This window comes from Kocuria rosea, assembly GCF_006094695.1.
Taxonomy (GTDB): Bacteria; Actinomycetota; Actinomycetes; order Actinomycetales; family Micrococcaceae; genus Kocuria; species Kocuria rosea.
In genome coordinates, this window is record NZ_CP035103.1 from 2,640,222 (window position 1) to 2,664,262 (window position 24,041).

Sequence of the window (24,041 nt, forward strand, 5' to 3'; positions counted from 1 at the left end):
GCTCACGCCCCCACCAGGTTCTGGCCGCACACGCGCAGCGTCTGCCCGTTGACGCCGCCGGCGGCGTCCGAGGCGAGGAACAGCACGGCTTGGGCCACGTCCTCCGGCAGCCCACCCTGCTGCAGGGAGTTCAGCCGGCGCGCGACCTGGCGGCGGGCCGCCGGGATCCGGGCGGTCATCTCCGTCTCGATGAACCCGGGGGCCACGGCGTTGATGCTGCCGCCGCGCCGGGCCAGCAGGGGCGCGGTGGCGGCGACCATCCCGATCACCCCGGCCTTCGAGGCGGCGTAGTTGGTCTGGCCGCGGTTGCCCGCCACACCGCTCGTGGAGGCCAGGCAGACGATCCGCGGCGCCTCGCCGAGGCCCTCCCCCGCCAGGAGCTGGTCGTTCATCCGCAGCTGCGACTCGAGGTTCACGGCCAGCACCGAGGCCCAGCGGGACTCGTCCATGTTGGCCAGCAGCTTGTCCCGGGTGATCCCGGCGTTGTGCACCACCACGTCCAGGTGCCCGAAGCGCTCCCGGGCGAGCCCGAGGATCCGCTCGCCGGCGTGCTCGTCCGTGACGTCGAGCTGGAGGGCCACGGCGTGGATCTCGTTGGCGAGGGCGGCCAGGGGCTCGCCCGCGGCGGGGACGTCCACGACGACGACGCGCGCGCCGGCGCCGGTGAGCGTGCGGGCGATCTGTGCGCCGATGCCGCGGGCGGCGCCGGTGACAGCGGCGACCCTGCCCCGCAGGGGGGCCTCCCAGTCCGCGGGCAGGGCCCCGGCGTCGTCGCCGACCGTCACGAACTGCCCGGAGACGAAGGCGCTGCGCCCGGAGAGCAGGAACCGCAGGGCGCCCAGCACGCTGGGGGCCTCGGGGGCGACGCCCTCGGCGAGCAGGACGCCGTTGGCGGTGGCCCCGCCGCGCATCTCCTGGGCGGTGGAGCGCAGCAGGCCGACGACGGCCTGGCGGGCCGCGGCGACGGCCGGGTCGAGCGGCTCCGCCGCCGCGGGCGTGGCCGAGGCCGCGCCCGTGCCGATGCCCGGGGCGGGCCGGGACACGGTGACCACCCGGCCGCCGGGGGCGAGCGAGCGGAGCGCCCCGCCCAGGCCGAGCGCGGGCTCGGCCAGCTCGGCGGGCCGGGCGAGCTCGGTCAGGGCCAGCACGACCGCGCCGAAGCGGTGGACGTCGTCGGGGTGGCGGCGCACGTCGAGGTCCCAGCCGAGCAGGGCCGCGGCGATCCGGTCGGCCTCCTCCCCCCGCCCCAGCACGAGGACGGGTCCGGGCACGAGCGGGTCCCCGGCGCGGTGGCGGCGCAGCCGGGCGGGGGCGGGCAGGCCGAGCTGCCGGGCGAGCCGGCCGCCGGGGCCGGAGCTGACGAGGTCGAGATAGGTGTCTGCCATGGGGTCGGGGTCCTTGCTGTGGGGGTCGGCGGGGTGTCGGGGGCGCGGGCTCAGCGGGCCTCGAGGACCGCGGTGACGCCCAGGCCGCCGGCGGCGCACACCGAGATGAGCCCGCGGGCGGGGCGGCCGGTCTCGTCGGCGCGCTCGCGCAGGAGCTTGGCGAGGGTGCCGACGATGCGCCCGCCGGTCGCGGCGAACGGGTGCCCGGCCGCGAGCGAGGAGCCCGTGACGTTGAGCCGGCTGCGGTCCACGGTGCCGAAGGCGCCGTCCAGGCCCAGCCGCTCGCGGCCGAACTGCTCGTCCTCCCACGCGGCGAGGGTCGCGAGCACGGTCGCGGCGAACGCCTCGTGGATCTCGACGAAGTCGAAGTCCTCGAGCGCCAGGCCCTGGCGGGCCAGCAGGCGGGGCACGGCGTAGGCGCCGGCCATCAGCAGGCCCTCGTCGCCGTGCACGAAGTCGACGGCGGCCGCCTCGACGTCCACGACGTCGGCGAGCACGGGCAGGGAGCGCTCCGCGGCCCAGTCCTCGGAGGCGAGCAGCACGGTGGAGGCGCCGTCGGTGAGGGGCGTGGAGTTGCCCGCCGTCATGGTGGCCCCGGCGTCGAGGGACTTCCCGAAGACCGGCTTGAGCCCGGCGAGCTTCTCGACCGTGCTGTCCGGGCGGAGGTTGTTGTCCCGGGACAGGCCGCGGAAGGAGGTGACGAGGTCGTCGAAGAACCCGCGCTCGTAGGCGGCCGCCAGGTTGCGGTGGCTCGCGGCGGCGAGCTCGTCCTGGGCCTCGCGGGAGATCCCCCAGCGGGCGGTGGTGAGGGCCTGGTGCTCGCCCATGGACAGCCCCGTGCGCGGCTCCCCCGTGCCGGGGGCCACCGGTTTGAGGTCGGCCGGGCGCAGGCCCGCGAGGGCCTTGAGCTTCTGCGGGGTGCTCTTGGCCCGGTTGAGCTCGAGCAGGCTCCGGCGCAGCCGCTCGCTCACCACGACGGGCGCGTCCGAGGCGGAGTCGACGCCGCCGGCGACGGCCGAGTCGATCTGGCCGAGCCGGATCTTGTTGACCAGCGTGGAGACGGCCTCCATGCCGGTGGCGCAGGCCTGCTGCACGTCGAAGGCCGGGGTGCGGGGGTCCAGGACCGAGCCGAGCACGGACTCGCGCGTGAGGTTGAAGTCCTTGGGGTGCTTGAGCACGGCGCCGGCGGCGACCTCGCCGATCCGCTCCCCGGCGAGGCCGTAGCGGGCGGCCAGCCCGTCCAGGGCGGCGGTGAGCATGTCCTGGTTGCCGGCGTTGGCGTAGGCGCCGTGCGCCCGGGCGAAGGGGATGCGGTTGGCGCCGATCACGACCGCACGGCGGGCCACGCCGGTGCGTCCGGCGCCGCTGGGGGTCGTGTGCTCGGCGGTGGGCTCGACGGTCTGCTCGGGGGTGGACTCGCTCACAGGTAACTCCTCGGTGGTGTTGTGATGATGATCACGTCACGAAAGACAATACCTGATACTCTGGGTATCGTGAAACAGGTCGACGCCACTGACTCCGCCGCCCCGGGCGGCACGCCCGCCACGGACGGACGCTCCTCCCGCTGGGCCCGGCACCGCGCGCAGCGCCGGATCGAGCTCATCCGCACGGCGCGCAGCGCCGTGGACGAGCTCGGCGCGCAGGCGTCCATGGAGGAGATCGCCACCGCGTGCCAGACCTCCAAGTCCGTCTACTACCGGTACTTCGGGGACAAGGCGGGACTGCAGCGGGCGGTCGGCGAGTACACCGTGACGCGGATGCGCGACCGGCTCGAGGAGGCGGCCCGCGCGGCCGGCTCCTTCGAGGACTCGGTCGAGGCGATGGTCGCGGAGTACCTGCTCAGCATCGAGCGCTCGGCGTCGGTGTACCGCTTCGTCGTGGCCCTCTCCCCCGACCCCGGGCGCTCGCGGCACGACCGGCACCGGGCCGAGCGGGCCCGCGGCGAGCGCTCCGGCAAGGAGGACGCCCCGGCCGGGGACGGCGGCGAGCGCTGGCTGATCCAGGAGTTCGCCGAGTCCGTCAGCGGGCTGCTCGCGGAGGCCCACGTGCACCACACCCCCGCCGAGCGCCGGCTCGAGGAGCCGGTGCTCAGCTACTGGGCCGCGTCCACGATCGGCATGGTCCGCGGCGCCGGCGAGGCCTGGATGAACACCCCCGAGGGCACGCGGCGACCGTCCCGCGAGCGGATGACGGAGCTGATCGTGGGCTGGGCCGTCGACGGCCTGCGCCCGCCCGGCGCACCCGTGCCGGAGCCCCCCTCGACCTGACCACCGCCCGGGCCGGCACGGACCCCGGCCGGCCCCACCACCCCGTGACCGCACCGGCCACCGCCGGTCACCCACGACAGGAGCGAACATGACCACCACCATCGACCGACCGACCACCGCCGCAGCCGGCTCCGCCGCCGGGCCCGCCACCGCGGACGGCGCCGGGCTCCCGGGGCCCGCCGTGGACGTCGCCGCCCTCGGCGAGGTGCTGCTCGGGCGCTGGGCCGAGGTCCGGCGCGAGACCCGCCGGATGCTGCTCGACGAGCGGCTGCACCAGCAGCCGGGCCTCACCCACCACGAGCACCGCGAGCGGGTCCTGGGCCAGCTGCACCTGCTGGTGGAGCACGGGGCGATGAGCCGCGGGCTGCCGGAGGAGTACGGCGGGCACAACGACCCGGGCGGCAACGTCTCGGGCTTCGAGGAGCTGCTGCTCGGGGACCCCTCGATGCAGATCAAGGCCGGGGTGCAGTGGGGCCTGTTCGGCTCCGCGGTGCTCAACCTCGGCACCGAGGAGCACCACCGGCGCTGGCTCGCGGACATCCGGGACCTGAAGATCCCGGGCGTGTTCGCGATGACCGAGATCGGCCACGGCTCCGACGTCGCCTCGATCGGCACCACCGCCACGTACGACCCCGCCACGGAGGAGTTCGAGATCCACACCCCCTTCACGGCGGCGTGGAAGGACTACCTCGGCAACGCCGCCGTGCACGGGCGCGCCGCCGTGGTCTTCGCCCAGCTGGTGACGCTCGGCGTGAACCACGGCGTGCACGCGTTCTGGGTGGACCTGCGGGACGCGGACGGGAACTTCCTGCCCGGCGTGGGCGGCGAGGACGACGGCCACAAGGGCGGGCTCAACGGGATCGACAACGGGCGGCTGCACTTCACCCGGGTGCGGGTCCCGCGCACGCACCTGCTGGACAAGTACGGGGCTGTGGCTCCGGACGGCACCTACAGCTCGCCCATTGCGAGCCCGGGCCGCCGGTTCTTCACGATGATCGGCACCCTGGTGCAGGGCCGGGTCTCCCTCGACGGCGCGGCCGTCCTGGCGAACAAGGCCGCGCTGAGCATCGCGATCCGCTACGGCAGCGAGCGCCGGCAGTTCAACGCGTCCTCCGACGTCCAGGAGGAGGTGCTGCTGGACTACCAGCAGCACCAGCGGCGGCTGCTGCCGCGGCTGGCGGAGACCTACGCCATGCACTTCGCCCACCAGGAGCTGCTGCACAAGTACGACGACGTCTTCTCCGGCCGCGAGGACACCGACGAGAACCGGCAGGACCTCGAGACGCTCGCCGCGGCCCTGAAGGCGCTGTCCACCTGGAGCGCCCTCGACACCCTCCAGGAGTGCCGCGAGGCCTGCGGCGGGGCGGGGTTCCTGACCAAGAACCGGCTCACCTCCCTGCGCCACGACCTGGACGTCTACGCGACGTTCGAGGGCGACAACACGGTGCTGCTGCAGCTCGTGGCCAAGCGGCTGCTCTCCGACTGGGCGGACGAGTTCAAGCACGTCGACGTGGGCGTGATGGCCCGCTATGTGGCCGGCCGGGCCACCGAGGCCACCTACCACCGGTCGGGGCTGCGCAAGCTCGGCCAGGCCTTCCGGGATACCGGGGACGTGCGCCGCTCGGTCAACGCCCTGCGCGAGGAGTCGGCGCAGCGCGCGCTGCTCACGGACCGGGTGCAGACCATGGTGGCCGAGATCGCGGAGAACCTGCGGCCCAGCGCCAAGCTCCCCCGCGCGGAGGCCGCGGCGCTGTTCAACGAGAACCAGCACAAGATCATCGCCGCGGCGCGCGCCCACGCGGAGCTGCTGCAGTGGGAGGCCTTCACCCGCGGCCTGGAGCAGGTCGCGGACCCGGGCACCCGCACCGTGCTCACCTGGCTGCGCGACGTCTTCGGGCTGCGGCTCATCGAGAAGAACCTCGCGTGGTACCTCTCCTACGGCCGGCTGTCCATGCGGCGCGGGCGCAGCCTCGACGAGTACATCGACCGGCTGCTCGCCCGCCTGCGCCCGCACGCCCTCGACCTCGTGGCCGCGTTCGAGCTCGAGCCGGAGCACCTGCGGGCCGAGATCGCCACGGGGATCGAGGCCCGGCGCCAGGAGGAGGCGGCCGAGCACTACCGGCGGCTGCGCGCCTCGGGCAGCGCGCCGGTCAAGGAGCGCGCCCCGCGCCGGGAGACCGCCACGCCCGCCGCCGGGGCACCGGGCGAGAAGGCCCCGGAGGAGGCGAAGCGGGAGCGCCGCGCCGAGAAGCAGGCCGAGCGGCGCACGGAGCGCCGGGCGGAGCGCAAGCACGAGCGCCGGCTCGAGCTGAAGCCGTTGAAGAAGGCAGCGCAGCGGGCCGCGGCGTCCGCGCAGCGGGCGGCCGAGCCGGGCCGCAGGTCCGCGGAGGGCCGGGAGCCGGCGGAGGGCCGTGAGCCCGCCTCCGGCACCGCGCCGGCCGAGGGCGCTGCCGTGACCCAGGACGCCTGACCGGTCGGGCCCGCCGTCGCACGCCGTCACCGCAGGCGGGCCCGGCGGTGACGACGCCGCCCCGGAGGCCCCGGGGCGGCGTCGTCGTCCGGTCCCGCGGCGCGGGCGAGGACCGGGGAGGGCTGCGCCGTCGGCGGCCGGGACCCCGGCGGCTCAGCGGGGGACGGCGCCGGCGAGGAGGCCGTCGATCTGGCCCATGGCCTCCCGCATGCCCTCCTCCATGCCCATCGCGGACATCTGCTCCAGCTGGTCCGCGCTCTCGAAGGTCGAGACCGTGGTCATCCGCGTCCCGCCGTCGACGGCCTCGAACGTCACGACGCCGTGGGTGGCCCCCAGCGCGGGGTCGGGCTCGCCGTCCTCGCTCGCGAAGCCGTCGTCGAACTCCAGCCGGTGCGGGGCGTCCACGGCGGTGACCGTCCACCAGCCCCGGGCCTTCTCCCCGTCGGGGCCGGTCATGTAGTAGCGGCACCGCCCTCCCTCGGCGAGCTCGTGCTCCTCGAAGGTGGCGGGCCACTCGGGAGGGCCCCACCAGCGCTCGAGCTGGCGCGGGTCGGCCCAGACCTCCCAGACCCGCTCGACGTCCGCGGCGAACTCCGCGACGAACGTCAGGGTCAGTGCCTCGGTGTCCTTGTGCACGTCGATGACCGGCATGTCATGCTCCCTTCCTCCTGGGCCCCGGGTCCCCCGGGGGCGTCTCCTCGGCGAGGAGGTCCTCGATGGCGCGGGCCCGCCCGCGCCAGATCTGCTCGTAGTCCGCCAGCAGCGCCGCCGCCCGGCGCAGCGTGGCCACCCCGGCGTGCACCACCTGCTCCCGGCCGCGCCGCTCCTTGGTGACCAGCGAGGCCCGCTCGAGCACCGCCACGTGCTTCTGCACGGCGGCGAAGCTCATCCGGTAGTGCGCGGCCAGCGCGGAGACCGACTGCTCCTGCCGCAGCACCCGCACCACGATGTCCCGTCGCGTCGAGTCCGCGAGGGCCTGGAAGATGCGGTCGACCTCGTCGTCCGTCAGCTCATTTCGTACAACCATTTGGTTGTATGTTAGGGCGCCCGGTGCTCCGGCGCAAGAGGTCCGGGCCCCGGGACCCGGGTGTGACCTCCGGGGCCGCGCAGCGCTCAGTAGAGACCCGCCGCGCCGGTCAGGTGGCGGTGCAGACCATGGGCCACGATCGTGTTGCCCAGCGCGTTCAGGTGCCGGCGGTCCGCGGCGACCACCGAGCGCGGGGGCAGCCCCAGGCCCAGCCACCGGCGGTCCGCGGGCGAGGCCCCGATCCGGTGGGCCCGCAGCGCCGCCAGGGACCAGAGACCGGGATCGCGCAGATCGGCCATGGTGTCGTAGAACCGGTCGCCGTACTCGGCCCGGAGGGCCGCGTTCACCGCGCGCACCTCCTCCCACCCCGCGGTGCCGGGACGGTCGGCCGCGGTGTGCCAGTGGCCCATCACCACGGACGTGCCCGGCTCGACCCCCCACGCGGCACGGGTGTCGGAGAGCACCTGGTCCGGGTCCTCGATGTTGTTCTTGCCCGTCCACAGCAGGTGGACGTGGCCCCGGTGCTCCCCCTCCAGCGCCGTGCGCCAGCGGGCCTCCGACGCGGGCGCCACCTCGAGCTCGGCCCCCGGGACCGCCCGGCGCAGCACCACGTCCCCCTCGTCCCGCCCCACGGCCTGGATCGTGCACGGCAGACCGGAGACGGTGCCCGGGATCGCGAGGTGGACGCTGGGCACCCGGCCGTCCACGGTGGGCACGACCAGCGGCCCGTGGGCCGGGATCCGCCCCACCCCGTAGCCGGAGCCCAGCCGGGGCAGGTAGGGGTGGGCGCTGCTGCGCATCGCCAGGGTCTGCCACGACCGGTCGCCGCTGACCGCGCGCGAGGTCCCGGGCACCTCCAGCAGCTGCGAGAGCAGGTCGTCGATGCGCACCGCGGGGAAGCCCCGCGGGCGGTCCCGGTGGAGGGCGCTCGCCGCCGAGGAGGAGCCCCACAGCACGAACGGCCGCCGGCCGGCGGAGGGCTCCGCCAGGGCGCCCCCGAAGGCCCCGGAGGCGGCGAGCACCAGGCCGGAGAGAACGAACGAGCGGCGCGAGAGAACCATGTTCTCAAAGGTAAACAGGCCTGGTGGGAGCGGTGCCGTTGTGACGGATCATGATGCCCCCCACTTCGGGGGACGCGGCGTGCATGCGGCTCAGAAGCCGGGGGCGTACTCCCCCGGCCGCACGGCGTCGGCCACGATCACGGTGACGTTGTCCCGCCCCCCGGTGCGCAGCGCGGCCTGCAGCAGGACGTCGGCCGCCTCCTTCGGGTGGGGCACCGAGGCGAGCACCCGGGCCATGTGGGCGGGGCTCAGCTCGTTGGTCAGCCCGTCCGAGCACAGCATCAGCCGGTCCCCGTGCCGGGCCGGGAGCACCCACACGTCCGGCTCCCACACCTGGCCGGTGCCCAGGGCGCGGGTGATCACGTTGCGGCGCGGGTGCACGAGCGCCTGGGAGGCGGTGAGCTGCCCGATCGACACGAGGTACTGCACCTCGGAGTGGTCCACGGTCAGCTGCTCGATCCGCGGCCCGCCCTCGCCCTCGCCGGCCCGCCCCCCGGGCTGGGGCGAGACCAGCCGGTAGGTCCGGGAGTCGCCCGTGTTGAACACGACCCACAGCATGCGCCCGTCGATGCGCAGCAGCCACACGCCGGTGACGGTGGTGCCCGCCCGGCCCTCGACCGCGTGCTGGATGTGCTGGTCCGCCTGCCACAGCACGGAGCGGACCCGGCGGACAGCCTCGATCGCGTCCTCGGGGATCTCCGGGTCCAGCCGCAGCTCGCGCTCCACGACGGCGCGGAACCGGGCGATGTCCCGGGGCGGCTCCGGCTCGAGGACCTCGAAGGAGCGGAAGTCCTCCAGCTGGAACAGGGGGGATGCCCCGAGGGTGCGCACGCACAGGGCGCTGGCCACCTCACCGGCCTCGTGCCCGCCCATCCCGTCCGCCACGGCGCACATCGCGGCCGTGACCACCAGGGCGTCCTCGTTGGACTCCCGGCGCAGGCCCCGGTCCGTGGACGCGCCCGCGCGGATGACGAGGGGTGCGCTCATTCGAAGTCGACCTCCAGCCCGGGACCGGCGCCCTGGGAGAGCGCGACGGGCTGGACGTCGCCGAAGCCCCGCACGTTGCGGGTGGGCTGCGGCAGGAGGATGAAGCGGTCGTCGCCGGAGAGCACCGCGGCGGTCGAGGCGTCCACGAGCACGGAGCCCGGCTCGGTCAGCGACACGAGCCGGGAGGCGAGGTTCACCGTGGGCCCGTAGATGTCCCCGAGCCGCGGCAGCACGCGCCCCCAGACGAAGGCCACGCGCGCCTGCGGCAGCTCGGGGTCGTCGCGGATGGCGCGGGCCAGGGCCAGGGAGATCTGGGCCCCGCCCTCGGGGGTCTCGGCGAGGAACATGACCTCGTCCCCGATGGTCTTGATGAGCCGGCCGCCGCCCACGGCGATCACCTCCGCGCAGCGGTTCTCGAAGCGCTGCACGAGGTTCGCCAGGGTCCGTTCGTTCATCTGCCGGGACAGCGAGGTGTAGGAGACCAGGTCCGCGAAGCCCACCCCGCGCGCGAGCGGGAGGACGGCGGACGCCCCGTCGTCGGACGTGGGGCCGGTGGCGGTCGAGCCGTCCGGGCGCTCCACGCGCATCGCGAGCCGCTGCACGGCGGCGTTCATCTGCCGCCGCCACGAGTAGACGAGGAGGTTCTCGATCGCGTCGATGAGGTCGGGCAGCAGGTGCAGCAGCTGCCGCCGGGCGGCGGCGTCGGTCATGCCCCGGTGGACGACCATGTCCTCGACGAGCGCCTCGACCTGCCACACGACCATGCGGTCGGTCATCTGCCCGATCGAGCGCACCAGGGACAGCGCCGCCTCCTCGGTGACCTTCTCCTCGAGGACCATGGTGGACAGCACCCGGAGGGCCTCGGAGTCCTGCTCGGTGAACCAGAGGTCGTCGTCGGTGAGGTTCGGGAAGCCCAGGGCCCGCCACACCTTCCGTGCGGACAGCAGGGACAGCCCGCCCCGGCGCGCGGCCTCCCGGCGGCGCAGGTCGCGCTCGGAGCCCAGGAGGGTCTGCTCGAGGGCCTGCACGGCGGCCTTGGACTCGTCCGAGCGGTACAGGTTGGCCTGGACGGGGTTGTGCAGGTTCAGGTTCAGCTGTGCCGTCTGGGGGCCGAGCTCCGGCTCGCCCTGGTTCTCCGGGTCCTCACTCGCCACACGTCACTCCTGTTCCTGGTGGACGGCCCGCCGGCTCCACGGTCGGCGCGGGGCGCCGGACGGACCTGGGCGTGGTGCCACGACCGCGTCGCGGTCCACTCTAGTGGGACGGAGCCACGGCGCACCCCCACCGGGACCGGGATCCCCCGCCCGGCCGGCGCCGCCGCCCGCCGCCCACTCGTCCTCGGCGGCCCGGCGGATCAGCCCGGCCAGGCGCTGCGCCTCCGGGGCGTGCTCCAGGCGCAGGCCGCCGAAGGGCCCGAAGTCCGCCACGACGCGCCCGTCGTGCCGGCCCAGGGCCGGACCGCGCCGGCGCTCCACCGAGACCCGTCGCAGCTGCTGCAGGGGCAGCGACACGGTCCTGCGGGCACCGCCGGGGCGCAGCAGCACGAGGTGGCGGGTGGTGAGCACGTAGCGGGTGCGCCACCACCGCACCAGCGGGCGCAGGCAGCTGCGGAGCACCACCCAGCCGGCCGCGACGAGCAGGGTGAGCTCCACCCCGGCGTGCACCGTGGTCCACGGCTCCGCCACGGGGCGCCAGCGCAGCTCGAGGGCCCGCTGGGCGAAGGAGAGCGTGAACACCGTGAGCAGCAGCACCAGGAAGGGCCGGGTCAGCCGGGCGCCGTGGGCCCGTGTGGACACGAGCACGCGCTCCCCGGGCTGCAGGGCGGGACGGGCGGGCACGCTCAGGCCGTCCCGGGGGGGTCCGGGGCCGGGCGCAGGTGCACCACGTCGCCCGCCGTCACCTCGCGCTCGGCGCCGCCGTCCTCGCGCACCAGGAGGCCCCCGTGCTCGCCGAGGCCCGTCGCGGTGCCCGTGACGGGGGCGGCCCCGCCGGGCAGCTCGGCGCGCACCGGGCGGCCGATGGTCTCCATCCGCTCGGTGATCCGGGCGCGCAGCGGCCCGCCCGGGCCCACGGCGGCCTCCGGGTCCGCGCAGAACTGCAGGTAGACGGGGACGAACGCGCCCAGCACGGCCCGCAGGACGGCGGCGCGCTCGACCTCGCGGCCGGTGGCGCGCCGGACGGACGTGGCCGTGTCCACGGGCAGCTCCTGCTGGGCGACGTTGATGCCCGTGCCCAGGACCACCGCCGGCGGGTGCTGCCCGTCCAGCACGAGACCTGCGAGCAGGCCGGCCGCCTTGCGCCCGTCCACCAGGACGTCGTTGGGCCACTTGATCCGTGCGCCGGCCGCCGCGAGCCCGTCCAGGGCGTCGACGACGGCCGCGGCCATCAGCAGGGTCAGCCACGGGAAGTGCTGGGTGGGCAGCGGGCGGCCGCGCGCGTCGGCCGGGCGCAGCAGGAGGCTGAAGGTCAGCGCGGTGCCGGGCTCGGTGGTCCACACCCGGTCCAGCCGGCCGCGCCCGGCGCTCTGGTGGCCGGTGAGCACGAGGGACAGGTCGGTCCACGGCCGGTCCGGGCGGGGCCCGCGCGCCTGCCGGGTGACGGCGGCCGTCAGGTGCTCGTTCGTGGAGCCGACCTCGTCGAGGACGTCGATCCGCCCCAGGCCGAGGCCCGCCAGGGCCGCGAGCAGGGCGGGCTCGCGCAGGTCGGCGGCGCAGGGGTCGGGCACGGTGCTCCTCGGGTCGGTCGTCACGGGTCGGTCGTCACGGGCGGGTCCGCACGGGCCGGGGCGGTCGGTGCTGTCCGGCCGGGCGCCGTCCGCGTAGTGTTCGGACCACATCCACAGTAGTAGCCCCGTTCCCCGGGAACCGGCTGGACGGTCCCGTCCGGCCGGGCGGGGCCGCGGCACGACCCCCGGGAGAGCCACCGTGAGCGCAGCCGAGAACCGCACGACCTTCGCCGTCACCTACGTCTACGGCGGGCCCGCCGACGTCCTGGCCGCGCGCCGGCCGGAGCACCGCCAGTACCTCGGCGGGCTCGTGGAGCAGGGGCACCTGCTCGCGTCCGGTCCCTTCGACGACGACGGCGCGCCCGGCGCGCTGCTGGTCTTGGCCGCCGAGGACGCCGGGGCGGTGGAGCGGCTCACCGACGAGGACCCGCTGGTGCGCCACGGGGTGGTCACCGAGCGGACCGTCCGCCCCTGGAAGGTGGTCCTCGGCAGCGTCGGCTGAGCACCGTCCCGTGTCCCCCGGACCCGGGCACGGATTTTGTAGGAGTTCTACAACGGAGGCCCCCGCGGCCGCGGACTAGAGTGAGCAGGTCCCCTGACCACCCCGGACCGGACCGATCGGCCCGCCGGGCCGGCCGCGTACCAGACCACGAGGTGCCTGTGACCCACGACCTGACGACCACCGCCGGCAAGATCGCCGACTTCCACGACCGCAGGGCCCGCTCCGAGGTGCCCGCGGGGCAGGCGGCGGTCGAGAAGCAGCACGCCCGCGGGAAGAACACCGCCCGCGAGCGCGTGGAGATGCTCCTGGACGAGGACTCGTTCGTGGAGTTCGACGCCCTCGCGACCCACCGCTCGACCGCCTTCGGGATGGCGTCGAAGAAGCTGCCCGGCGACGGCGTGGTCAGCGGCTACGGCACGGTGGACGGGCGCCTGGTGGCGGTCTACTCCCAGGACTTCGCGGTCTTCGGCGGGTCGCTGTCCCAGGTCAACGGGGAGAAGATCGTCAAGGTCCAGAAGTTCGCCCTGCGCAACGGCTGCCCGGTCATCGGGATCAACGACGGCGGCGGGGCGCGGATCCAGGAGGGCGTGGCCTCCCTGGCCATGTTCGCGGACATCTTCAACATGAACGTCCGCTCCTCCGGGGTGGTCCCGCAGATCTCGCTGATCATGGGCCCGTGCGCGGGCGGGGCGGCCTACTCCCCCGCCCTGACCGACTACATCGTGATGGTCGACAAGACCTCGCACATGTTCATCACCGGCCCGGACGTCATCAAGACGGTCACGGGCGAGACGGTGGACATGGAGACGCTGGGCGGGGCGCGCCAGCACAACGCGACGACCGGCACGGCCACGTACCTCGCCGAGGACGAGCAGGACGCGCTGGACTTCGTGCACGAGCTGCTCGAGTTCCTGCCGGCGAACAACCTGCAGGAGGCACCCCTGGTGGACCACGACCAGGAGGACGAGGTCACCGACCAGGACCTCGCCCTGGACGTGCTGGTCCCCGACTCCGCGAACCAGCCCTACGACATGCGCGCGGTGGTCGAGGCGATCGTCGACGACGGGCACTTCCTGGAGATGCAGGCCCTCTACGCCCCCAACGTGATGATCGGCTACGCCCGGGTCGAGGGGCACACCGTGGGCGTCGTGGCGAACCAGCCCATGCAGTTCGCCGGCACCCTGGACATCGCGGCCTCCGAGAAGGCGGCCCGGTTCGTGCGCCACTGCGACGCGTTCAACGTCCCGATCCTCACCCTCGTGGACGTGCCCGGGTTCCTGCCCGGCACCGATCAGGAGTTCAACGGCATCATCCGGCGCGGCGCCAAGCTGCTCTACGCCTACGCCGAGGCGACCGTCCCGCTGGTCACCCTGATCACCCGCAAGGCCTATGGCGGGGCCTACATCGTGATGGGCTCCAAGAAGCTCGGCGCGGACGTCAACCTGGCCTGGCCCACCGCGCAGATCGGTGTGATGGGCGCCCAGGGCGCCGTGGAGATCCTCTACCGCCGGGACCTCAAGGCCGCCGCGGACAACGACGAGGACGTCGAGGCGCTGCGCGCCGAGCTGGTGCGCAAGTACGAGGAGAGCCTGCTCAACCCCTACCAGGCCGCCGAGCTGGGCTACGTGGACGCGGTGATCTCCCCGTCCGAGACCCGGGTGCAGGTGCTCAAGGCCCTGCGGGCCCTGCGCGACAAGCGGGCGTCGATGCCCACCAAGAAGCACGGGAACATCCCGCTGTGACCCTCCGTGAGCCCGCCGAGGGCACCCCGTCCCTGCGCTTCACGGCCGGCAGCCCCACGCCGGAGGAGGTCGCCGCCGTCACGGCCGTCCTGCTCGCGCGCCGGCACGCGGGCGAGGAGGACGCGAAGGGCTCCCCGGGGCGCCGGGACCAGTTCCGCCGGATGCGGCTGGGCCTGAAGCTGCGCCCGGGCCGCGGCGCGTGGCGGCGGACCCGGCCGGAGGAGTGACCGGGCCGCGGCGCGTGGCGGCGGACCCGGCCGGAGGAGTGACCGGGCCGGAGGAGTGACCCGCACGCCGTGCCCCGGGTGGCGCCCGGTCACGGCTCCCGGGGGATCCGCCGGGAGACGACGAGCGCCACCGCGATGCCCGCCAGGGCGAGCACCGCCGTCACCGCCCACGTCAGGTCCCAGGAGCCGGTCGCCTGCGCGACCGAGGCGACCGCGGGCGGGCCGGCGAACTGGCCCAGGGCGTTGAACTGCTGGCCCAGGCCCAGCGTGGTGGCCACCGTGGTGGGGGTGGGCGCGACGCGCATGAGGCTGGCGATCGCCGTGGTCGGCACCACTCCCCCCACCGCGGAGAACACCAGGACCGCGCCGTACCGGGCGCCGAAGCGCACGCCCTCGTCCAGCAGCGGGGCGATCCCGAACGCGACCACGGCGGCCAGGCCCAGCACGGCGAAGCCCGTGCACCACAGCACCACGGGGCGCACCCCGCGATGCAGGGCCCGGCCCGCGCCGAGGTTGCCCACCACGTTGACCCCCGCGGCGAGCGCGCTGAGCCCCGCGGCGGCGCCCGCCGCGATCCCGGCCTCGGCGTACATGGAGGGCAGGAACTGCACCACCCCGTTCCACTGGGCGGTGTAGAGCCCGAAGACCGCGGCCACGAGCCACGGCCCCGGTGCGCGCAGGGTCAGCCCGAGGCGCTGCCGCACCCCGTGCACCACCGTGTGGGCCGGGTCCGGCGGGAGCACGGCGAGCACCAGCACGCCCAGGAGCGCGGAGCCGGCCGCGGCGGCCGCCCACCAGGTGCGCCAGCCGAGGGCCTCGCTGAGCAGCCCGCCGAGGAGCAGGGAGAGGGCCGCGGCGACCGGGATGTGGCAGCCCCACAGCCCCACCAGCAAGGACACCCGGGCCGGGGCCACGGTGCGCCGGATCAGGGCCGGGGCGCAGATCGACACGAGCATGAACCCCACGCCCTCCAGCACCCGGGAGCCCAGCAGCGGGCCGTACCCCGTGGAGAGCAGTCCCGTCACGGAGCCCGCGGTGAGCAGGCCCAGGCCGAGCACCAGGCCCCGGCGCAGGCCGATCCGGTCCCCGGACAGACCCACCACCACGCCCAGCAGCATGCCGGCCACCTGGACGGTGGAGAGCAGGAACCCGCCCTGCACCAGGCTCAGGCCGAGCTCGGCGGAGAGCACGGGCAGCGCCGGGGCCAGCTTCCACACGTGCAGGGCGCCCACCACCCCCGCGACCACCACGAGCAGGGCGGGCCCGGTCCCGGCGGTCCCCGAGGGCCCGGCCGGGACGGTCGCGGGGGGCGCGGAGTTCGCGCGCGGCGCAGGAGCGGACATGCTCCGCAGTCTAGGGAGCGCCCGGCGCTACTGTGACGTGCATGACCGATCAACGGCCCGACCCCCTGACCGGCGCCGGCCCCGCACCCCTCGGCGCGGGGCGGCGCGAGCCCACGGACGTGGACGCCGTGGCCGAGCGCTGGTTCGCGTGCGCCATGGAGCTGGACCCGGCCCAGGCCACCGTGCACGGCTTCCCCGGGCACGAGGCCGAGTACCGCGACTTCGGGCCCGAGGGCCTGGAGGCCCACGCCGACGCCGCCCGCCGGACGCTGGCGGAGCTCGAGCGCGCGGCCCCGGTCGACGACGTCGACCGGATCACCGGCCACGCCCTGCGCGAGCGCCTGGGCCTGGACCTGCTCCTGCACGAGGAGGGGCTGCGGGGCTGGGAGGTCAACAACATCTCCTCCCCGGTGCAGGAGATCCGGGAGGTCTTCGACGACCTGCCCCGGAGCACCGCCGAGGACTGGGCGCACCTCGCCGGCCGGCTGCGCGCCGTGCCCGCCGCCGTGGACTCCTACGTCCTGGGCCTGCGGCACGCCCGCTCCCTCGGCCGCTCGGCCTCCGCGGCGCAGCTGCGCAACGCGGCCCGGCAGTGCACCGGCTACGCGGCGCGCCACGGCTTCTTCGACCGGCTGGCGCGCAGCCCCCGCGTCCCCGAGGCGCTGCGGCAGCAGGTCGGGGAGGCGGCCGAGGCGGCGCGGCACGCCTACCGGGGCCTCGCCGCCGTGCTGGGCAGGGAGCTCGCCGCGGACGCGCCCCGCACGGACGCGGTGGGACCGGACGTGTACACGCTGCGCCTGCAGGAGTTCCTGGGCGCCGTCCTGGACCCGGCCACGGTCTACGCGTGGGGCGTGGAGCAGCTGCGCACGATCGTGGCGGAGCAGGAGCAGCTCGCCCGCCGGATCGCCCCCGGCGCCACGGTCGCCGAGGCCATGGCGGCCCTGGACGCGGACCCGGCGCGGCAGCTGCACGGCACCGACGCGCTGCAGGCGTGGATGCAGGACCTCTCCGACGCCGCCGTGGACGCCCTCGCGGACACGCACTTCGAGCTCACCGGCCCCATGCGCCGGCTCGAGTGCCGCATCGCCCCGACCCACGACGGCGGGATCTGGTACTCGATGCCCAGCGCCGACTTCTCCCGCCCCGGGCGCATGTGGTGGTCCGTGCCCGAGGGCACCCGGACCTTCACCACGTGGGAGGAGACCACGACCGTCTACCACGAGGGCGTCCCCGGCCACCACCTGCAGTTCTCCACCGCGCTCGCCAACTCGGGCGAGCTCAACCGGTGGCGGCGGATGGGCGTGTGGGTCTCGGGCCACGGGGAGGGCTGGGCGCTGTACGCCGAGCGGCTCATGGACGAGCTGGGCCACCTGCAGGACCCCGGGGACCGGATGGGGATGCTGGACGCCCAGCGGCTGCGGGCGGCGCGGGTGGTGTTCGACGTCGGCTTCCACTGTGGCTACCGGATCCCCGCGGAGCTCGGGGACGCCCTCGGCGGGGCCCGCCCCGGCGAGGTCTGGACGCCCGAGGACGGCTGGCAGTTCCTGCGCTCGAACATCGTGATGGCGGACCCGATGCTGCGCTTCGAGTGGATGCGCTACATGGGCTGGCCCGGGCAGGCGCCGTCCTACAAGGTGGGCCAGCAGCTGTGGGAGCAGGCGCGGGAGGCGGCCCGCGCCGTGGCGGGCCCGGAGTTCCTGCTCAAGGACTTCCACACCCGCGCGCTGCGGGTCGGCTCGGTGGGCCTGGACACCCTGCGGTACGCGCTCGCCCTGTGACCTCCGTCATTCCGGCGTCACATTTCGTCACCGTCATTCGGTGTTGTATATTCCCGCGCCCTATCGTGGCCACATGATTTCCGCAGAAAGCACTCGACGGCTGCCCCGGTGGATGACCTCCTTCGGCCCGCAGATCGTGCTCGCCCTCCTCCTGGGCGTGGTCCTGGGCACCGTGGCCGACGCCCTGGGCGGCGACCCCGACACGGACCCCAACTGGCTGATGACCGCCCTGGACACCATCGGCACCAGCTACGTCAGCCTGCTCAAGGCCGCCGTGGTCCCCCTCATCGTGACCGCGGTGATCTCCTCGATCGCCAACCTGCGGGAGGTCTCCAACGCCGCCCGGCTCGCGTGGAAGACGCTGCTGTGGTTCGGGATCACGGCCCTGATCGCCGTGACGGTCGGCCTGGTGCTCGGCCTGGTCGTCCAGCCCGGCGCCGGCAGCGGCGCGGCCGCGCCCGCCGAGGCCTACACCGGGACGCAGGGCTCGTGGCTGGGCTTCCTCACCGGCCTGGTGCCCGCCAACTTCCTGGGCCTGCAGGTCTCCTCCTCCGTGGTGGACCCGGAGACCGTCCAGACCTCCCTCGGCTTCAACGTGCTGCAGGTGCTCGTGGTCTCGGCCGCCGTCGGCATCGCGGCACTGAAGGTGGGCGCCCCCGCCGAGCCCTTCCTGGCCGTGGTCCGGGCCGCGCTCGCCGTGGTGCAGAAGGTGGTCTGGTGGATCATCCGCCTCGCCCCGCTGGGCACCCTCGGGCTCATCGGCCGGGCCGTGTTCGAGTACGGCTGGACCTCGATGGGCGGGCTCCTGGCGTTCGTCGCGACCGTCTACGCCGGCCTGCTGGTCGTGGCGTTCGTGGTCTACCCGGCCCTGGTCAAGGCGCACGGGCTCTCCGTCCGGCAGTACTTCTCCGGCGTGTGGCCGGCCGTGCAGCTGGGCTTCGTCTCCCGCTCCTCGGTGGGCACCATGCCCTTGACGCAGCGCGTCACCGAGCGCAGCCTCGGCGTGCCCCGCGCCTACGCGTCCTTCGCCGTGCCGCTCGGGGCCACCACCAAGATGGACGGCTGCGCCGCGGTCTACCCCGCGATCGCCGCCCTGTTCGTCGCGCAGTTCTACGGGATCGAGCTGGACGTCACGCACTACGTGCTCATCGCGCTCGTGTCCGTGCTGGGCTCCGCGGCGACCGCCGGCACCACGGGCGCCACCGTGATGCTCACCCTGACGCTGTCCACGCTGGGCCTGCCGCTCGACGGCGTGGGCCTCCTGCTGGCCGTGGACCCGATCATCGACATGGGCCGCACCGCGCTCAACGTGGCGGGCCAGGCCCTGGTGCCCACGATCGTCGCCCACCGCGAGGGGCTGCTGGACCGGGAGCTCTACGACGCCCCGCGCTCCGGCGACCCCTTCGTCCCCGAGGACGCCGCCCCCGAGGGCGCCACCCCCGAGGAGGCCGCGGCGACCGGGGTCCGCTGAGCCCCGGCGCCGCCGTCCCCACCGCGAGGGGCGGGGAACTGCGAGAATGCTCGACGCATTCCGGCAGTTCCCCGCCCCTCGCTGTTCCTGGACGCGTCACGGGTTACCCTGGGACGGGCATGAGAGCTGGGTCACAGCACGGGACAGGAGGCGGCGCGTGGGCGCACCGGCGGACGGACCGACGACGACGGACCCGCTGCTGCGACTGTCCTGGGCCCGGTCGCTGGACCACCTCTCGGCGCCCGAGCGCTGCACCCCGCGGGTCGTGCTGGACGGCCCCGACGTCCGGGAGGCCCGCTCCCCGCTGCGCCTGCTGATGCCCGTGCTCGACGAGCTGCTCACCCCGCTGGCCGAGGACACCGGCCTGGTCGTGGCCGTCACGGACCCCGGCGGCGTGATCCTGCAGGTCCGGGGCAGCGCCGCGACCCGGCGGCGGGCCGAGTCCATGGGCTTCGTCGAGGGCGCCGACTGGTCCGAGCCGGCCGTGGGCACCAACGCCCCGGGCACCGCCCTGGTCCTGCGCCGGCCCGTGACCGTGCACCGCGAGCAGCACTTCTACCCCGAGGCCCGGCCCTGGACCTGCACGGCCGCCCCGCTGCTGCACCCCGTCACGGGGGCGCTGCTGGGGGCGGTGGACCTGACGGGCGGGGACGCCGCCGCGGCCCCCGCCACCCGGGCGCTGGTCGGCGCGGCGGTGCGCGCCGCCCGGGCCGAGCTGGCCCTCGCCCTGCGCTCCGCCCGCCACTCCGAGACCGCCGCGGCGCCGGCCGCCGCCCCTGCCCACGGCGCGTTCCTGCGCGTACTCGGCGACGCCCCGCCGGCGCTGGTGCTGGACGGTCAGGCGCTGGAGCTCACCGAGCGCCACGCCGAGATCCTCCTGGCCCTGTCCCGCGCCGGCAACGGCCTGTGCACCGCGGAGCTGTCGGAGCAGCTGTGGGCCGGCCGGGCGCAGGAGACCACGGTGCGCGCCGAGGTGCTGCGGCTGCGCCGGCTGCTCGAGTCCCGGGGCGGGCCGGCGATCGCCTCCCGCCCCTACCGGCTCGAGACCCCGCTGCCCTCGGACGCGGGCCGGGTGCTCGAGCTGCTCGCCCGGGGCTCGCACCGCCGGGCGCTGCGCGAGTACACCGGGGCGCTGCTGCCCCACTCCGAGGCGCCGTCCCTCGTGGCCCTGCGCCACCGCCTCACCGGGCTCCTGCGCGAGGCCGTCCTGACCGACGGCTCGGCCGAAGCCGTGCGCGAGTACCTCACCCTGCCGGAGGCCGCCGACGACGCCGAGGCGTGGGCGCTGCTGCTGCGCCTCCTGCCGGCCCGCTCCCCCGCCCGCGCCGAGGCCGTGCTCGAGCTGGAGCGGCTGCGCCGCTGACCGGCCACGGAGCCCGCCGCACCGTGCGTGCAACGTGCGTGCAACGTGACCCCCCGTAGCGTGATCCGCATCACACGATGGTGCGGACGAGGCGGTCCGCACCCGTGCCACTCGCACCGTCACGCACCAGGAGCAGGTCACCATGAGCGTTGAAACCCAGTCCCTCACCACCGTCTACGCGCAGCCGGGCACCGAGGGCTCGAAGGTCACCTTCAAGCCCCGCTACGAGCACTGGATCGGCGGACAGTGGGTGGCCCCGGTCAAGGGCCAGTACTTCGAGAACATCTCCCCGGTCAACGGCAAGCCCTTCACGGAGGTGGCCCGCGGCACCGCCGAGGACATCGACGCCGCGCTCGACGCCGCGTGGGCCGCCGCCCCGGCCTGGGGCAAGACCCCGGTCGCCGAGCGGGCCCTCGTGCTGCACCGGGTCGCCGACCGGATGGAGCAGAACCTCGAGATGCTCGCCGTGGCCGAGACCTGGGACAACGGCAAGCCCGTGCGCGAGACCATCAACGCGGACATCGCCCTGGCCATCGACCACTTCCGCTACTTCGCCGGGGCCATCCGCGCCCAGGAGGGCACCCTCTCCCAGCTCGACGACAACACCACGTCCTACCACTTCCACGAGCCCCTCGGGGTGGTCGGCCAGATCATCCCCTGGAACTTCCCGATCCTCATGGGCGTGTGGAAGCTCGCCCCGGCCCTGGCCGCGGGCAACGCCGTGGTGCTCAAGCCGGCCGAGCAGACCCCGGCCTCGATCATGGTGCTCATGGAGCTGCTCGCGGACATCCTGCCCCCGGGCGTGGTCAACGTGGTCAACGGCTTCGGCGTGGAGGCCGGCAAGCCGCTGGCCTCCAGCCCCCGGATCCGCAAGATCGCCTTCACCGGCGAGACCACCACCGGCCGGCTCATCATGCAGTACGCGTCCCAGAACATCATCCCGGTGACCCTCGAGCTGGGCGGGAAGTCCCCGAACATCTTCTTCGAGGACGTCGCCGCGGCCCAGGACTCCTTCTACGACAAGGCGCTGGAGGGCTTCGCGTTCTTCGCCCTCAACCAGGGCGAGGTCTGCACCTGCCCCTCGCGGGCCCTGATCCAGGGCTCGATCTACGACCGGCTGCTCGCCGACGGCGTGGAGCGGGTCAAGGGCATGGTCCAGGGCAACCCGCTGGACCTCGACACCCAGGTCGGGGCGCAGGCCTCCAACGACCAGCTGCAGAAGATCCTCTCCTACATCGACATCGGCAAGCAGGAGGGCGCGAAGGTCCTCGTGGGCGGCGAGCGCAACGTGCTGGACGGGGACCTCGCCGAGGGCTTCTACGTCTCCCCCACGGTGTTCGAGGGCGAGAACTCGATGCGCATCTTCCAGGAGGAGATCTTCGGGCCCGTCCTGTCGGTCACCCGCTTCACCGACTACGCCGACGCCATGGCCACCGCCAACGACACCCTCTACGGCCTGGGTGCCGGGGTCTGGGCCCGCAACGGCAACCTGGCCTACCGCGCCGGCCGCGACATCCAGGCCGGGCGCGTGTGGGTGAACCAGTACCACAACTACCCCGCCCACTCCGCGTTCGGCGGCTACAAGTCCTCCGGCATCGGCCGCGAGAACCACCTCATGATGCTGGACCACTACCAGCAGACCAAGAACCTGCTGGTCTCCTACTCCGAGGACGCCCAGGGATTCTTCTAAACCGCCCTCACCCGTCCCGTCCCGATCGTCCGCCCGTTCCAGGAGGAGCACCATGAACGCCCATCAAGCCCCGACCGTCCAGGAGTCCGCGGCCACCGCGGTCCCCGGCACCATGACCGCCGCCGTCGTCACCGCCTTCGGGCAGCCCCTGGAGGTCAAGGACCTCCCGGTCCCCGAACCCGGCCCCGGCCAGGTCCTCGTCAAGCTGATCTCGACCGGTGTGTGCCACACCGACCTGCACGCCGCCCACGGCGACTGGCCGGTCCAGCCCACCCCGCCCTTCGTCCCGGGCCACGAGGGCGTGGGCACGGTCGTGGCCCTCGGCCCGGGCGTCACGGAGGTGCAGGAGGGCGACCTCGTGGGCAACGCCTGGCTGGCCTCGGCGTGCGGGCACTGCCGCAACTGCCGCACCGGCTGGGAGACGCTGTGCGAGGAGCAGGTCAACGGCGGCTACAGCATCGACGGGTCCTTCGGCCAGTACATGCTGGTCGACGCCCGCTTCGCCGCGCAGATCCCCGCGGGCGCCGACCCGTACGAGGTGGCGCCGGTGCTGTGCGCCGGGGTCACCGTCTACAAGGGCCTGAAGATGACCGAGGCGCGGCCTGGGGAGTGGGTGGTGATCTCCGGCATCGGCGGCCTGGGGCACCTGGCCGTGCAGTACGCGGTGGCCATGGGCCTGCGGGTCGCGGCGGTCGACGTCGCCGACGACAAGCTGGCCCTCGCCCGCAAGCACGGGGCGGAGATCACCGTCAACGCGTTCGCGGAGGACCCGGCCGAGGCCGTGCTCGCGCAGATCCCGGGCGGCGCGGACGCCGTGCTGGTGACCGCCGTGCACCCGGCCGCGTTCGGCCAGGCGATCGGCATGGTCCGCCGCGGCGGGACGATCGTGTTCAACGGCCTGCCGCCCGGGGACTTCCCGGCGCCGATCTTCGACATCGTGCTCAAGGGCCTGACCATCCGCGGGTCCATCGTGGGCACGCGCCAGGACATGGTCGAGGCCCTCGACTTCTACGCGCGCGGTCTGATCCACCCGACCTACAGCACCCGTCCGCTCGAGGACGTCAACGCCGTCCTCGACGAGATGGAGAAGGGCAAGATCGAGGGCCGCGTGGTCGTCGAGTACTGAGCCGGGCGGACGCGAGGGGTCGCGTCCTGTCCCGGGCGATCGTGAGGGGTCGCGTCCTGTCGGTGGGAGAACGTCTCATCAGCAGGACGCGGCCCCTCGCGCGTGGGCGAGGGGCGCAGCGCGGCCCCTCGCGCGCACGGCCTGCGTATCCTGGGACGGTGACTCCCCGCCTCGTCCTCGCCTCCCGCTCCCCCGCCCGCACCAAGCTGCTGGCCGACGCCGGGATCGGCCACGACCGGCTCGTCTCCGACGTGGACGAGGACGCCGTGGTCCGGGAGCGCGGGGTGACCGGCGCCGAGGAGACCGCGATGGTCCTGGCCCGGGCCAAGGCGGAGGCCGTGGCGGCGCTGCCCGAGGCCGCCGGCGCCCTCGTGGTGGGCTGCGACTCGGTCTTCGAGCTCGACGGCGAGGTGCACGGCAAGCCCTTGGACGCCGCGACGGCGACCGCCCGGATCCGGGCCATGCGCGGGCGCTCGGGGGTGCTCCACACGGGCCACTGGCTCGTGGACACGCGGAGCCCGGCGGACGGCGGGAGCGGCTGGAGCGGCGGCGCGCCCGCCAGCGCCGAGGTGTTCTTCGCGCAGATGTCCGACGACGAGGTCGCGGCCTACGTGGCCACCGGCGAGCCCCTGGAGGTGGCCGGGTCCTTCACCATCGACTCGCTCGGCGCGGCATTCGTGGAGCGGGTGGAGGGCGACGTGCACGCCGTCGTCGGCCTGAGCCTCAGTACCCTGCGCACGCTGCTCGGCCGGGCGGGCGTCGGCGTGCCCGAGCTGTGGACCGCCGGCCGCTGAGAACCGCTCCCCGCCGGAACCGGTCTGCGCTTTGTAGGACTCCTACAGAAACGGCGTCGCATTTCCGGTCCGCCGCCGGGTGG

21 protein-coding genes are annotated in these 24,041 nt (G+C 74.7%); 11 read left to right on the plus strand and 10 right to left on the minus strand.

The genetic code is table 11. The features are described 5' to 3' along the window. Positions 1 to 2: 2 nt before the first annotated feature. Together EQG70_RS12180 and EQG70_RS12185 are read right to left on the minus strand one after the other, a co-directional pair. Positions 3 to 1,385: a 3-oxoacyl-ACP reductase gene (locus EQG70_RS12180; RefSeq protein ID WP_017833837.1), complete on the minus strand. Its 1,383-nt coding sequence runs from the start codon at positions 1,383 to 1,385 to the stop codon at positions 3 to 5. 50 nt (positions 1,386 to 1,435) lie between these two features. Further along, the gene (locus EQG70_RS12185) at positions 1,436 to 2,809 is read right to left on the minus strand and encodes an acetyl-CoA C-acetyltransferase (protein ID WP_017833838.1); all 1,374 of its coding nucleotides are present in this window, start codon (positions 2,807 to 2,809) and stop codon (positions 1,436 to 1,438) included. Between the two features lie 69 nt (positions 2,810 to 2,878). Between EQG70_RS12185 and EQG70_RS12190 the strand changes: the two genes are divergently transcribed. Next, entirely contained in the window at positions 2,879 to 3,652 is a 774-nt protein-coding gene (locus tag EQG70_RS12190; protein WP_017833839.1) for a TetR/AcrR family transcriptional regulator, read from the plus strand. A gap of 88 nt (positions 3,653 to 3,740) precedes the next feature. Further along, on the plus strand, positions 3,741 to 6,122 hold the full coding sequence (locus tag EQG70_RS12195; RefSeq protein ID WP_109268689.1) for an acyl-CoA dehydrogenase family protein: 2,382 nt from the start codon (positions 3,741 to 3,743) through the stop codon (positions 6,120 to 6,122). Positions 6,123 to 6,275: 153 nt separating this feature from the next. Here the strand turns inward: EQG70_RS12195 and EQG70_RS12200 are convergent, their stop codons facing one another. The 7 genes from EQG70_RS12200 to EQG70_RS12230 all read right to left on the minus strand — a co-directional run bounded on the left by EQG70_RS12200 (position 6,276) and on the right by EQG70_RS12230 (position 11,922). Beyond that, positions 6,276 to 6,773: an SRPBCC family protein gene (locus EQG70_RS12200; protein WP_035926429.1), complete on the minus strand. Its 498-nt coding sequence runs from the start codon at positions 6,771 to 6,773 to the stop codon at positions 6,276 to 6,278. A 1-nt stretch (position 6,774) separates the two neighbouring features. After that, entirely contained in the window at positions 6,775 to 7,149 is a 375-nt protein-coding gene (locus tag EQG70_RS12205; protein ID WP_031283191.1) for an ArsR/SmtB family transcription factor, read from the minus strand. 86 nt (positions 7,150 to 7,235) lie between these two features. Beyond that, entirely contained in the window at positions 7,236 to 8,210 is a 975-nt protein-coding gene (locus EQG70_RS12210; RefSeq protein WP_109268688.1) for a hypothetical protein, read from the minus strand. 90 nt (positions 8,211 to 8,300) lie between these two features. Continuing rightward, on the minus strand, positions 8,301 to 9,197 hold the full coding sequence (locus tag EQG70_RS12215; RefSeq protein WP_017833844.1) for a PP2C family protein-serine/threonine phosphatase: 897 nt from the start codon (positions 9,195 to 9,197) through the stop codon (positions 8,301 to 8,303). Next, on the minus strand, positions 9,194 to 10,351 hold the full coding sequence (locus EQG70_RS12220; RefSeq protein WP_017833845.1) for an adenylate/guanylate cyclase domain-containing protein: 1,158 nt from the start codon (positions 10,349 to 10,351) through the stop codon (positions 9,194 to 9,196). Before EQG70_RS12220 ends, EQG70_RS12215 begins: the two co-directional genes overlap by 4 nt. A gap of 3 nt (positions 10,352 to 10,354) precedes the next feature. Continuing rightward, entirely contained in the window at positions 10,355 to 11,035 is a 681-nt protein-coding gene (locus tag EQG70_RS12225; RefSeq protein ID WP_109268687.1) for a YdbT family protein, read from the minus strand. 2 nt (positions 11,036 to 11,037) lie between these two features. After that, positions 11,038 to 11,922: a biotin--[acetyl-CoA-carboxylase] ligase gene (locus tag EQG70_RS12230; RefSeq protein WP_167508888.1), complete on the minus strand. Its 885-nt coding sequence runs from the start codon at positions 11,920 to 11,922 to the stop codon at positions 11,038 to 11,040. A 199-nt stretch (positions 11,923 to 12,121) separates the two neighbouring features. Between EQG70_RS12230 and EQG70_RS12235 the strand changes: the two genes are divergently transcribed. The 3 genes from EQG70_RS12235 to EQG70_RS12245 all read left to right on the plus strand — a co-directional run bounded on the left by EQG70_RS12235 (position 12,122) and on the right by EQG70_RS12245 (position 14,393). Then, on the plus strand, positions 12,122 to 12,424 hold the full coding sequence (locus EQG70_RS12235) for a YciI family protein (protein ID WP_109268685.1): 303 nt from the start codon (positions 12,122 to 12,124) through the stop codon (positions 12,422 to 12,424). A gap of 158 nt (positions 12,425 to 12,582) precedes the next feature. Further along, positions 12,583 to 14,166, plus strand: a complete 1,584-nt coding sequence (locus tag EQG70_RS12240; protein ID WP_017833849.1) for an acyl-CoA carboxylase subunit beta — start codon at positions 12,583 to 12,585, stop codon at positions 14,164 to 14,166. Continuing rightward, complete coding sequence (locus EQG70_RS12245) at positions 14,163 to 14,393, plus strand: acyl-CoA carboxylase subunit epsilon (RefSeq protein ID WP_109243380.1); 231 nt, start codon at positions 14,163 to 14,165, stop codon at positions 14,391 to 14,393. Before EQG70_RS12240 ends, EQG70_RS12245 begins: the two co-directional genes overlap by 4 nt. A gap of 89 nt (positions 14,394 to 14,482) precedes the next feature. On the opposite strand, the gene EQG70_RS12250 is transcribed toward EQG70_RS12245, so the two are convergent. After that, positions 14,483 to 15,736: an MFS transporter gene (locus tag EQG70_RS12250; protein WP_095651399.1), complete on the minus strand. Its 1,254-nt coding sequence runs from the start codon at positions 15,734 to 15,736 to the stop codon at positions 14,483 to 14,485. 41 nt (positions 15,737 to 15,777) lie between these two features. Here EQG70_RS12250 and EQG70_RS12255 point away from each other — a divergent pair, with 41 nt between their 5' ends. The 6 genes from EQG70_RS12255 to EQG70_RS12280 all read left to right on the plus strand — a co-directional run bounded on the left by EQG70_RS12255 (position 15,778) and on the right by EQG70_RS12280 (position 23,958). Then, positions 15,778 to 17,514 (plus strand): DUF885 domain-containing protein, encoded by a 1,737-nt coding sequence (locus EQG70_RS12255; protein WP_172604869.1) that lies wholly within the window; start codon positions 15,778 to 15,780, stop codon positions 17,512 to 17,514. 73 nt (positions 17,515 to 17,587) lie between these two features. Further along, positions 17,588 to 18,985: a dicarboxylate/amino acid:cation symporter gene (locus EQG70_RS12260; protein WP_109268684.1), complete on the plus strand. Its 1,398-nt coding sequence runs from the start codon at positions 17,588 to 17,590 to the stop codon at positions 18,983 to 18,985. A 157-nt stretch (positions 18,986 to 19,142) separates the two neighbouring features. Continuing rightward, positions 19,143 to 20,348 (plus strand): sigma-54-dependent transcriptional regulator family protein, encoded by a 1,206-nt coding sequence (locus EQG70_RS12265; protein WP_109222358.1) that lies wholly within the window; start codon positions 19,143 to 19,145, stop codon positions 20,346 to 20,348. Between the two features lie 142 nt (positions 20,349 to 20,490). Continuing rightward, positions 20,491 to 22,038 (plus strand): acetaldehyde dehydrogenase ExaC, encoded by a 1,548-nt coding sequence (gene exaC, locus EQG70_RS12270; protein ID WP_095651396.1) that lies wholly within the window; start codon positions 20,491 to 20,493, stop codon positions 22,036 to 22,038. A 52-nt stretch (positions 22,039 to 22,090) separates the two neighbouring features. Next, positions 22,091 to 23,164, plus strand: a complete 1,074-nt coding sequence (gene adhP / locus EQG70_RS12275) for an alcohol dehydrogenase AdhP (RefSeq protein ID WP_109268683.1) — start codon at positions 22,091 to 22,093, stop codon at positions 23,162 to 23,164. A 158-nt stretch (positions 23,165 to 23,322) separates the two neighbouring features. Next, the gene (locus EQG70_RS12280; RefSeq protein ID WP_035926461.1) at positions 23,323 to 23,958 is read left to right on the plus strand and encodes a Maf family protein; all 636 of its coding nucleotides are present in this window, start codon (positions 23,323 to 23,325) and stop codon (positions 23,956 to 23,958) included. Positions 23,959 to 24,041 lie beyond the last annotated feature (83 nt).